Raw genomic sequence first — 11,224 nt, forward strand, 5'->3', positions numbered from 1 at the left:
GTCAAGGAGTCCTGCCGGAAGAAATAAGGACAATACGGATTTGTAATCTATGGGCTGAGTTCTATTCATGACGCAAAGATAAACAATAATATTGAATTGTTAAAAACACAACAATATTATTTGATTCTAAAAATCATGGTCCCAATAAAGGTGTCTGCGATGATGGCGGGCAATAAAGTCGATATTGCGTGTAAATATCAACTTGCCCAATTTGCTTGGATGATTACCGCTTAAATCACCATCCTGCAACATGTTGTTCTCAAGCAGATAATGTAGCAACTCAGGATGCATGAGCTCCATATTTATTAGAGCATCCATCGTTTCCCTTTGCAAGGTATGTGCATCACATTTTCTATAGTATGGGTTGTATCTGCATTTTATCGCATGGATAATGTTGGGTGCAAAAATGATTCCTGCCTTCTCTGAGATAAAGCCTACCTGAGGACCACTTGGCAAATGACGGCAAACCTCTGTTATATCCAACTCTGGCGAAATCTTCGTCAGCCATTTTTTTAGTTGTTTGGTGTCCTTAAAGAAAGCAAGGCGTTTCCCTTCCGCCTGTTTCATGTATAAAGGATAGGTATGTTCGTAAGAGTGTCTCAATTCAGCCTGACGTTCATGCATCTTGTCATACATTTCTTTCTTCGAGTTGAACAACACACCATTGATTTCCAAATCTTTATCAGCAAACTTCACAAGCGCTGTACAAATATACGAACCTTTTCTGAATACATCAGGATAAACATTCTTCAGTTTGTACTCTTCGTCCTTCGAGCTTTTCAGCACAGCATATTCCGAATCAGCATCGGTCACCTCGAATATGTCCTGCTGGCAATACTTCAGATTCCTCAGTTTTTCTGCCTCCTCTTGCATGTTGTTTCCCAAATACATATCCGCCAGCCACAGATGAGCCGTTTCTGCCATTGGTCCTATCTCGCAATTCATAGATAAAGCAGTTTCTGCATAGTATATAGCTTCACCTTTACTAAACTGTCCTAAGTACGAATCCAGATATTCCTCAAACTGATCTTCCGATAAAGGAGAGCAGAGAAGATAGGAGCGACGAAGCCATATTAGCACGTGCTTCAACTTAAAATAGTCATTAGCCGTATCTGTGTTGTATATAAAATCATACAAAGAATCGTTAACGTCTACCTCATCATCCTCTGTAAGTATCTCCATAATGGCATTTGCCGCGTCCTCCCCCATAGCTAAAGGATTGAGAAAGCGGTCGTCAAAGTTTCTGGACAATACCAGCCATACCAACAGTTCTACTTCTTGGGCATTCACATCATTCTTGTCAGGAACATGGGAATCAAAGAAAGGTAAAGAGCGTGTATATGTGAGCAAGTGCTTATGCACAAAGGCGTTCCATAGCCCGATGTCAGACATCTTGTCTTCATAGTAGATTGCCACATTGATGGCAATCTCTTTCTTCAGTTTGTCTGCATCGGGCAAATTGATATACATGTTCTTTATCCTGTCATAAATGCGATTTGCCACATCCACATACATCTGGCATGGCTGGATACCGACCGGATAGTATGGAGAGAAATCATATGGAAATATTGTTCGCTTCATTTCTGTATTATGGTTATATGTGATTATTATGTCAGTTGGAGCTTATCTTGTCAATTATTCATATTCATTAATAGACATCAAAAATACTCATTCTTTGGCAATAAATCAAGTAAAACAAAGCTATTTTTATATCTTTAACTCTGATTAGGAAGATTCATGACGGGTATGGCTAAAGATGAACCGGAACTGTTGTGTAGGCAATGACACTTTTATATAATAAAAAGCGAAAGTCCTGTAATTCAGAAGAACTACAGGACTTTCGCTTTTGTTAGGGTGGAGCTGGTGGGATTCGAACCCACGTCCAAACAGGGAAACCATACGCTTTCTACATGCTTATTCCAGCCTTCGGTTTTCGTGCCGCGACAAGACCTGGACCACCAATCGCGACCTTATCCTCTAAAATTTCATCCGGATGGCGAGGCACACCACAGACTATTTCCGATTTACCTGCACCGCTTTACCCTCAGATTCGGAACAACATCCTTGGAGCGATGTCTCGTTCCGCCAACCTTGTGGCGGAATAAAGCTAATCTACTGTACTTCGATTAAGCAGCGAGAGCGTAGTTGTTTTCGCCAATTAAATTGTTGATCACTAAGATTAAGGAGCTAGCCATCGAGGCTCCGCATGCTTACATACCATTTCATCCCGCTGTCAAATCCAGTCAACCCCGAGATGTCGTACCATACTGAAATTCAGTGCTTTGCGTACTAAGAAACCCCATCGTGTGGACAATGTGTGGACATAAATCCATGATTATCATCCCCATTTCAAGCGATTTCCTATTGCAAAATTAGTACAAATGCACGAAACTGCAAAAAAAAAACGCCAATATTTTGCATGTAACAACTCTCTATATCAGTTTTATTTTGCTGCATCAGCATATAATATGTCTATCATTTCATCTGCTATTTTATTGTCATCGATTCGCATAATATTACTCGTTTCTGAATTATAACCAAAGAAGTTCATATTTCCATACCAGACTATGTGTTTATCGATGATGGCACATTGTAGAGTTTGTACATTGTTACATACTACATCTATTCCCACATTTGCCAATTCCATCTCATTAGCTCCCTTCTCTTTGATACGTATTGCCACATCAATACCGTTATGAAGAATGTTGGAAAGTGTAGACATAATGGCTGGTCTATATTTAAACTTCACTTTGGAAACTGCTATTATGACAGAATGCTTAGCATTTGCCAAATCGTTTCGGAATGCCATTTCATAATTATTTCGTTCATATATTAGATTCCGCGGCTTGTTGTCTGATTCAATCATAATGGCATCTTTCCCATAGCCTGCAGCTGCGTATCCCTTTAGACGCTTGCGATACATCGAGTCGCAGAGTGGAATATGGATATCTACATAGTCATAGATTACCACTTCACTTTTTCCTTCATATTCCCGATGTAAACGACCCGCGTATTGTTCTACGTTCCCTTTCCATGCAATAGGCATGGTAAGAAATAATGTGTTAAGACGAGGATAATCGAAACCTTCGCCCACATACTTTCCCGTAGCTACAATTACAAGTGACGCTGTTGAAGGTATTTCCTGAAGCTTTTGCAACGCTATACGCTTTTCCTTTGTGGATTCGGCTCCAATGAGTTGCACCATATGGTCAACATGTGGCGTTAGCATTTCTGCCAATAATTTTACATGTGCTGTACGTGTAGTTAAAACCAACGGAGTGTATCCCTTTAGAATGGCTGTTTTTACATCTTCGATGATAAAATTGTTTCTAGTCATATCTTCAGACAAGGCTTGTGTAATTTGAACATAAGTCTTGTCTGAAAATGTTATATTGCGGAAAGAAGTGAATCTCGGAATCAAAATGCGTTTGAAAACTTGGTTTGCAATCTGTGCTTTCGCATCGGAAATGTATCTTATTTCCCGCATTGCATAAAGATGATAGGTTGATGTCCATCTTTTCTGATAGGAGTCGCTGTTAAGCCATAAACATAAGCTGCTGTCACCTGCTTAAGTACCTGTTCAAAACTAACAGACGAGACATGATGACATTCGTCGACAACAACCATGCCGTAATTTCTTACAAAAGGTTTCATTTCGCCATTGGTCAAACAAGACTGTATCAAGGCAATGTCAATTATACAATGCAAGGAATTCTTGCCAGAACATAAACAACCAATGATAGATGATTGCTTCTTTCGTCCTCGTCTTCTTTCCGGTTCTTCTATGGTTTCATTTATTTCAAGAAAGTTTTCCAATCGCTCTTTCCATTGTTCAAGCAACGCTTTGTTATGGACAAGTATCAGAGTGTTGACCTTTCTCTTGGCAATCATGCCAATGGCAAATACTGTCTTTCCAAATGCTGTCGTGGCAGACAGTGTGCCAATGTTATGCTTCGCAAAAGCTTCAATTGCCTTTTGTTGTTCTTCTCGAAGTTTTCCTTTAAACGTCACATTGATGCTCCGCCCTGGATTTGTTTTGTCAGAAATCGTAACATTGACATTATGTTGGCTTAAGACATCACAAACAGCACCCTCACATCCACGTGGAAGTGCGAGATAATCATCTGTCATTTCAGAACAAGAAATGATGCGTGGAATATTGTACGTGGAAAGACGCATGCCTTGCTTTTCATAAAATTCAGGATTGCGGAAGGCCGCTATGCGCTTGAAAGCGTTCACACATTTAGCGGATAAGTTAGCTAAAGGTATATAAAGCATGTTTGCTCTTATCAGAACTATTTGTTTTGGATAGCAATCTGCTAAAGGAGTTCCTATTTGAGGAGTTTCCCAAGGCTTTGTCTCGCTGGACTTTGAAAGTTCGCCTAAGGTAGGCACCGTATGTTGTCGTAATAACAAATCAAGTTCTGCCTCTGAGAACTTATGTATTTGTGACAAAAACGTCCATTGATCTTCATACGCATTGAACTTGTTATCTACAAACACACTATTACCTTTGCGACGAGCCATTCCTTGCAACGGCAAAGCTACAAGATTTCCAAGACCACCTTCTGGTAAAGAGTCTTGATTGGGAAAGAAACGGTCATAAGACTTGAATGACAATCGTGTCTCACGATTCATAGCTTCTGTTAGGATGGCATTCCCTAATTTGCGTGCCTTCAATGCTGTTATTGGTTTATTAAAGAATATCCAAACGTGTGCTCCGTTGCCAGAACGGGAACGTTCGATATAACATGGTACGTTCCAACTATTGCAGACATTAACGAATGCAAGAACATCATTCTTATAGCCATGTTCACAATTCTTGTCATCAAAATCAGTACATAAAAAGTAACAGGTATTATCTTGGCATATTGGGTATAGACCGATAACATCACGTCCAAATTGATCTTTTCCAGCAAGATGGTTGAAGAAATCATTGTATGACAAATGTGCAAACATCCTGTTTGGGCAATCTGCACATTTGTATTTTCGCTTGTCACAATACTCTCGGTTCCATTCTCTTTCACACACAGGCTGATATCCTGCTTTTTGAGAAGATGGGCTATACCATCGTTTTGCGAATACGTCATCTCTACCTTTAAATAGGTTTTGAAATATCGCAACCTTTTCTTGTAAACTAAGCCGAATAGTATGCTCCGTAACAATATGAGTTGGTTGTTCTATAGTGCTGCTTTCTACAGAAACAGAATAAGAAATGCCATGCTGATCAAGTATTCTCTTTAACATAGCATTCTCTTTTTCCAATTCTTGCAGTCGCATGGCTAACGAATCATTGCTGCGTTCTTCGGCTTGTTCCATAATCGTTTTTACTTTGATTGTCTGATTGTTTTTTCTGCCACACCAATAGCGTCAAGTGCTAAAGAGTCTTCCCCCTCAAGCGCATCCAATATCTTGTCAGCAAGCCACAATGTTAGCATTTCCTTTTCATCCACATGAAAGTATTCTGCCAACATTATCACCTGACTACGCTTTGCTCGTCTGTCTCCACGCTCAATCTTACTGAACATAGGAGTATCTATTTCTAAGTATGCAGCCAACTGGCGCTGCAATACTCCCTGCTCGTCTCTAAGAGCCCTTATCTTGTTTCCGAATAACATATTCTACTATTTTAGTCGTTGTCCAAATTTACGATTTCCCAATAGCCACCAAAAGTGGGTGAACCAACTCTTTTTAGAGTACCAGTTTCTCTTAGTTGACGTAGGTTCTTTTCAACTCCTCGTGTAGAGATACCCAACTCCATTGCAATTTGTGGAGCGGTTATTTGGGGATCTTTCTTTATCATTTCTATAATTTTGTCAGATGTTTTCTGACGTGTCCCCGAGCTTTTATGTTGAGTTCTCGAACTTTCTGGCTTAGTTCCCGAACTTTTGAGTTTAGTTCCCGAACTTTCTGAACACTCTTCATGTATCGGAATAGTAACCAAGAAAGTCAAGCGATCATCTGTCGTTTCAAAGATGGCGCGTGGCGACCCGTTCTCTGCCAGTTTCGCTTGAATTGTTGGAACACCGGTTGAGCGACCTTCTGTTAGATCGAGTTCTTTCAAGAAGTCGTCTAATCTTCGATTTCGGTAGCCATTTTCTTCATAACGTTTTATCCATGCGTAGATAGTAGGTACAGGCTCCTCGAGTATTTCTACTATTTTGGGGAGCTGATTTACCTTTGACTTCAGCAATATGGATTTGCATCTGATACGAAAACTATGAGTAGGTCCATTATGATAGCCTTTCTCTAATTTGAGGCGATGATTCATTTGCAATATAGACATAAGATGAATGAGACAAGACGAAACAAACTACGCTAATTAATTCCAATGAAATCACTCAATCTTCTAATTTTGGCTCGATAAGTATTCAATCCTTCTTTTAAATGCACCTGTTTGTTTAGAGGAGTCATTTTCTTTGGATAAAAGTGTAGAACTATGTAATAAGGTGAATGCTTCGGTGTAAAGCCATATTTCTCTAGTGTTTCTTTGGTCCATATTTGAAAAGTTCCTTTGCTTTTAAGCTTAAATAGTTGACACTCTTCTCCATTTGAATGCAGAAGTACATATTCTAGTCTTTCGAACCCAGGAGTGACACAGAGAGATCCTTTTGAATCGCCTGCCCTCAAATAACAAATACCAGTGTCTATCATTTTTGCCCTAAGTTCAGCATTCACATGGTTAACCATGACTGTAACCTCTTCGGGATTCTCTGACATTTTAGCTAAAATCTTATTAGCTTTGATCGGATCAAGTATTTCGATTTTTCTTCTAATACCATAGTCAAGATAATCCTTATTCATATCAATGCCGATAAATCTTCGATTCAAGAGATTTGCGGCAATACCAGTTGTGCAACTTCCTGCAAAAGGATCAAGAATCAAGAAATTTTCTTGTGTACATGTTTGAATTACCCTATAGAGTAATCTAAGAGGTTTTTGTGTGGGATGCTTGCCGCATGTGCGTTCCCAGAATCCGGGACGTGCAAACTTCCAAACATCCGGCATTTCTGCACCACCATTCATGTATTTGAGCAAGTCGTAGTTAAAACAATGTTTTACATTTTCATTTTTTCTTGCCCAAATCAAATATTCTGCAGAAAAGTTCAAGCGACCTCCATATGGTGTAGGTGGCTGATCCAACTTCTGCCATACAACTATATTGAGTATTTTAAATCCCAATTCAATAAGGCTTTGTTCAACCGAATAGATATTGTGGTATGTACCACATATCCATATAGTACCATCTTCTTTGAGTACACTTCTACACTTAGAAATCCACGCTTTGTTAAAAGCATTTATTTCTTCCCATGAAATGACTCTATCCCACTCTCCTTTATCTCTTATTTTTTCTTTGCCAAATTGAGTCGTTTTCTTTTGGTTGGATAAAAAATATGGAGGGTCGGCAAAAATCATGTCGACCTGCATGTTTATCTCACTCAAGATAGAGTTAGTATCTCCATTATACAGAATGAAGTTGTCATTTTCAAAGAAATATGGTGTATTCATATGAACAATTTGGCTATTTGTTTAATGTTTTGATTTCTGAAAAAAACTAAAATTTTGATATCATTTAGTATCGATTATTCATATTGTATTCTATAGAATGTTGACAAAAAATGAATCGGGATGTAACTTTGCACTCTAAAGAATGTCATTCTAACGGATTCAATAAAGATAAATATATGACAAACGAAGAGAAGCAAATCGTTCTGCGTTTTGCGATGCAGATGAGATCGTGCAGAGAAGCAAAGGGAATCTCGCAAGAAAAACTTGCAGAGTTTGCAAAACTCCATAGGACTTATATCGGCTCAGTGGAAAGAGCTGAAAAAATTCCATCACTTGTAACAATAGTAAAAATCGCCAAAGCATTAAATGTCAATATATCAGAATTAATCACTTATTAGTATGGGTAGTTTAGACAATCGTTTCCGCCGTAAATGGCAGGATTATGGTGGATCAAAGGCCATCAATGCAGAACATTCTTTCATTGAGGTGTTTTCAGAACTATTTAAAGACACAGAGTATGAAGTCGTAAGTCAACCTACTGACTTCAAGAATCTTTATGTAGATGTTGAACTTTCAGAAGAAGAACTTGCTGCAATTTACACTCCTGATGAACCTATCAAAAAGCATGGTATTCAACCAGACGGTGCAATTCGCAACACACGCACAGGCAAAACCATATACGTTGAGATCAAACGTCAAGATGGTTGGGTTGAAGGTAAGCCGCGCTCTGCCGGTAGAGGTAATGCTCATGAGAGATTGTGTAAGTACTTCACTCCTGGTCTTCTTAGTAAACTTCGTTCTGAAGGCGGGATTTCAGAACCAAACCTTCCTTTTTGGATTGTATTCCAGGGTGATATTACAAGAGACCCATGTAGAGTTCGAGAAATCACCTATTGGTTCAAGGATTTCAAGGCCAATTACTTCTTTTGGAGAAACAGCTCAATAGCAGAAGATTTGATAGATCATTTTGAAACTTACATTGCTCCGTTATTGGATGACTAATAAAATAATCGCCACTCTTGGTTTTCTCTAGGAGTGGCGTTATTATTATTTACTGAGCTTCGGACTATCTACTTCCCCTTTATAGACAGGTCTAACATCAAGCCCCCACACAGTCCAACCCTCTGGTTTATGACGAGCGAATAATTCGATTTTCTTTTGTGAAGGAAACATCTTCTCAATGTTGTGCAGAACTTCTATAGGTTTCACGCTATGTTCAGTTCTAGGAATTCTAACAAGTTGTTGGACGTTTCGTGCACCTCTTGGCTGCGGAATTCTACCTTTTTTAAAGATAAGACACAATTCGCAGTTTGATAGAGTGTATTGTCCAGGATTGTGATTACACTTATCCCATACAAAACCAACAGTCTTATACTCAAATCCCCATGCTTGGCCCAATTCTATTCCTTGTGCGAGATGTGGATTTGTTACCCACATAAAGAGTAAACAATCATCAGCACAAATATCTTGAATTGGGATTTTCTTAAGTTCCTTAGTCTTTACAGTAGGGTACTTAAAGTTTGCAGCACTGATAAAAATGTCTCTCTTCCAATCTTTGTTTTCGGATTTTATTGAGGATTTATCAAACTGCATTTTACCTCCATAATCCCATGGTGGGTCGCAATATATAATATCAAACTTTCCTTCTGGCAATTCTGGGTAGAAGTCCGGCAAGTTGTTTACGACTGTCCTAGCTTTTTGTTGAGGAGCGTAAATCGCATAGCCGGAAATTTCTTTTGATTTTCCCTTGGCTTCAATTAAAGAAGGATCATTTTTAAATAAATCTTCCATTTTGCGATAGAATAAATTCTTATGGTTTAACTTTATTATTTGTTGCTAACAATAAGTTCTGACACTTCGATGTTTAGCAGATTCGCAATATCGTGTAGAGTCTGCAAATCTGGTTGAACAGAGTTACTGCACCATTTGCTTACAGTACAGTTGGACTTACCTAACTGTTCTGCCAGCCACTTCCCAGTTTTTTGTTTCTCTACAAGGACCACTTTAATCCTATTTAAGTTTGCCATATAACGTCAAAGCTTTTAATTTTCATACAAAATTATAGTTTTTTTATTTAAAAAGCAAATTTCTTAGAAAGATAATGAAAATTGTCCATGGACAATCTATTATTTTCCAAATAATAACACACTCGTGTTAGTACTTTTTATATAGTGCCTGTTCAGTGAGGATGACTTTTCATTTGTATCCTGTCCGATAGTCTGGAAAGAAATGAGAAGCGCTCAACAAGAACGGACTCTGCGAAATGATCACCACCCTGGCACTATGCGGTAAAGCCGTTTCTTTCTTCCGCTATTTTATTCATATATGTAGAAGTTTCTTGTGTTATAATAGTTTTTATTTATCCGTTTGAAAAGTCAATACCGGTAGTTTAAACAGAACTGCGTAATTCTACATCTACAGAATCTTTGCAAAACTGTACTTATGAATTAGCAATTACCAGTGCATCCTTCAGACATTGCCTTGTTATTCTCATGAATCTCATTGGGAAATCCATTGAATGAACAGTGTTGTTTACGAAGTTATTTCTAAAATCAGGGATAAAGCCTTTTAGAGCCATTGCAAACATGTTGGTAAATGTAATCTTTAATGTATTAGTATCAATCTCCATACTTTCAAGTTTCATACATGCAGTTATTGCTACTGATATCTGATATGGATTTTTGGTCATATTTTGCATAATAGCCACCAACTTATTTTCCTTTCCGTATTTAGCCTTCTGATATTCACTACATACATAGTCTGTATCAAGCTCAACTCCACGAAAACCGTGCTCCAACAAGAACTTAGAGTATTCTCTAGAAACTTGTTCGTCATTAAACAGCTTTACATACGTTTCTGTTGTTATAATGTTTACCATTGGCAGTATTGAAGCGATGGCACTATCGTCAGTAACAAAATAGCACTTTTGATTCAAAAGTAATGACAACGAACTAAACAATTGATCTTTCAAAGGTGAGTTATAACCTTGTTGTAATAATCCTAAAGCATTATAAGCAATTACATCCGTGCAATTAGCATCTATCCATTCTACCAACTTTTTGATATGTTCCTTAGCATCGACATCTACATATTCGCTATACTTAACAAGATTACCTCTACCCATTGCCTCATAGAAATCTCCATCAGCAATATGAATTGCCGATTTATTAGCAAATCTGAGATATTCGTGCAGCAATTTAGTAATTGTCTTTTGACCTTTGATTTTATTACCTGTTTTTGCAGCAAACTCAGCAAATGTTATTATCGTTGGCAAATCCAGTACGAATTGTGTATCAGCAGGTATTTCCGTAATTTTACGTCTTTCATTAAAATACATGTTAACATGCACACGAAACGGAGTGAAAAGATACTTGTAGTAACTAGACAACATATTGTTGTCATCGACTAAATGATATAATCCCATCTCACCTCGTTCATATTTAGCATATGCTGTCTTTAGTATCTCCTCTGGAGTTTGAGTGTCTTTTGACATTTTGCGTATAACCATCTCAAGACTCTCCAAAGGATGTTCCTTGTCTATCTCAAAAGGAACAAGTCCGGGATTACTTCCGTCTTTAGCTTCACGCATTATGTCTCCTGCGAGTTTATAGTATTTATTATATATACCTATAATTTTCAGTTTTATAGGCTTGAAGCCTATCTCCGTATCAACCTCATCATCTTTCTTTGCTCCAAGCATTGCTTTTGAAATACT

9 protein-coding genes, 1 other RNA gene and 1 pseudogene are annotated in these 11,224 nt (G+C 38.2%); 2 read left to right on the forward strand and 9 right to left on the reverse strand.

The features are described 5' to 3' along the window. Window positions 1-126: 126 nt before the first annotated feature. The 6 genes and pseudogenes from CHL74_RS14030 to CHL74_RS14055 all read right to left on the reverse strand — a co-directional run bounded on the left by CHL74_RS14030 (window position 127) and on the right by CHL74_RS14055 (window position 7,509). Window positions 127-1,581 carry a DUF3843 family protein gene (locus CHL74_RS14030; protein WP_094881822.1) on the reverse strand — a complete coding sequence of 485 codons (1,455 nt, stop codon included), beginning with the start codon at window positions 1,579-1,581 and terminating at the stop codon, window positions 127-129. A gap of 271 nt (window positions 1,582-1,852) precedes the next feature. After that, window positions 1,853-2,251, reverse strand: a transfer-messenger RNA (tmRNA) gene (gene ssrA / locus CHL74_RS14035). Between the two features lie 192 nt (window positions 2,252-2,443). Beyond that, a pseudogene (locus CHL74_RS14040) lies at window positions 2,444-5,319 on the reverse strand (TOTE conflict system archaeo-eukaryotic primase domain-containing protein). An 8-nt stretch (window positions 5,320-5,327) separates the two neighbouring features. Next, entirely contained in the window at window positions 5,328-5,618 is a 291-nt protein-coding gene (locus CHL74_RS14045; protein ID WP_094881823.1) for a helix-turn-helix domain-containing protein, read from the reverse strand. Between the two features lie 11 nt (window positions 5,619-5,629). Then, window positions 5,630-6,271, reverse strand: a complete 642-nt coding sequence (locus CHL74_RS14050) for an HTH domain-containing protein (protein ID WP_254923329.1) — start codon at window positions 6,269-6,271, stop codon at window positions 5,630-5,632. A gap of 47 nt (window positions 6,272-6,318) precedes the next feature. Then, window positions 6,319-7,509: a DNA-methyltransferase gene (locus tag CHL74_RS14055; RefSeq protein WP_094881825.1), complete on the reverse strand. Its 1,191-nt coding sequence runs from the start codon at window positions 7,507-7,509 to the stop codon at window positions 6,319-6,321. Window positions 7,510-7,685: 176 nt separating this feature from the next. Here CHL74_RS14055 and CHL74_RS14060 point away from each other — a divergent pair, with 176 nt between their 5' ends. After that, on the forward strand, window positions 7,686-7,907 hold the full coding sequence (locus tag CHL74_RS14060; RefSeq protein WP_094881830.1) for a helix-turn-helix domain-containing protein: 222 nt from the start codon (window positions 7,686-7,688) through the stop codon (window positions 7,905-7,907). Window position 7,908: 1 nt separating this feature from the next. Then, window positions 7,909-8,511, forward strand: a complete 603-nt coding sequence (locus CHL74_RS14065) for a MunI family type II restriction endonuclease (protein WP_094881826.1) — start codon at window positions 7,909-7,911, stop codon at window positions 8,509-8,511. A 45-nt stretch (window positions 8,512-8,556) separates the two neighbouring features. Here the strand turns inward: CHL74_RS14065 and CHL74_RS14070 are convergent, their stop codons facing one another. From CHL74_RS14070 to CHL74_RS14080, 3 genes are all read right to left on the reverse strand, one after another. After that, window positions 8,557-9,300 (reverse strand): MT-A70 family methyltransferase, encoded by a 744-nt coding sequence (locus tag CHL74_RS14070; RefSeq protein ID WP_094881827.1) that lies wholly within the window; start codon window positions 9,298-9,300, stop codon window positions 8,557-8,559. 35 nt (window positions 9,301-9,335) lie between these two features. Beyond that, the gene (locus tag CHL74_RS14075; protein WP_094881828.1) at window positions 9,336-9,536 is read right to left on the reverse strand and encodes a helix-turn-helix domain-containing protein; all 201 of its coding nucleotides are present in this window, start codon (window positions 9,534-9,536) and stop codon (window positions 9,336-9,338) included. A gap of 413 nt (window positions 9,537-9,949) precedes the next feature. After that, window positions 9,950-11,224 (reverse strand): hypothetical protein (locus CHL74_RS14080; protein WP_217901461.1); only part of this gene is annotated, 1,275 nt, incomplete at its 5' end.

Origin of the sequence: Prevotella sp. 885, assembly GCF_002265625.1 — a bacterium.
GTDB lineage: Bacteria > Bacteroidota > Bacteroidia > Bacteroidales > Bacteroidaceae > Prevotella.

Coding starts and splice junctions, on each gene's coding strand:
- CHL74_RS14030 (WP_094881822.1), bottom strand. CDS start 1,581: ATGAAGCGAACAATATTTCCATATGATTTCTCTCCATACTATCCGGTC.
- CHL74_RS14045 (WP_094881823.1), bottom strand. CDS start 5,618: ATGTTATTCGGAAACAAGATAAGGGCTCTTAGAGACGAGCAGGGAGTA.
- CHL74_RS14050 (WP_254923329.1), bottom strand. CDS start 6,271: ATGAATCATCGCCTCAAATTAGAGAAAGGCTATCATAATGGACCTACT.
- CHL74_RS14055 (WP_094881825.1), bottom strand. CDS start 7,509: ATGAATACACCATATTTCTTTGAAAATGACAACTTCATTCTGTATAAT.
- CHL74_RS14060 (WP_094881830.1), top strand. CDS start 7,686: ATGACAAACGAAGAGAAGCAAATCGTTCTGCGTTTTGCGATGCAGATG.
- CHL74_RS14065 (WP_094881826.1), top strand. CDS start 7,909: ATGGGTAGTTTAGACAATCGTTTCCGCCGTAAATGGCAGGATTATGGT.
- CHL74_RS14070 (WP_094881827.1), bottom strand. CDS start 9,300: ATGGAAGATTTATTTAAAAATGATCCTTCTTTAATTGAAGCCAAGGGA.
- CHL74_RS14075 (WP_094881828.1), bottom strand. CDS start 9,536: ATGGCAAACTTAAATAGGATTAAAGTGGTCCTTGTAGAGAAACAAAAA.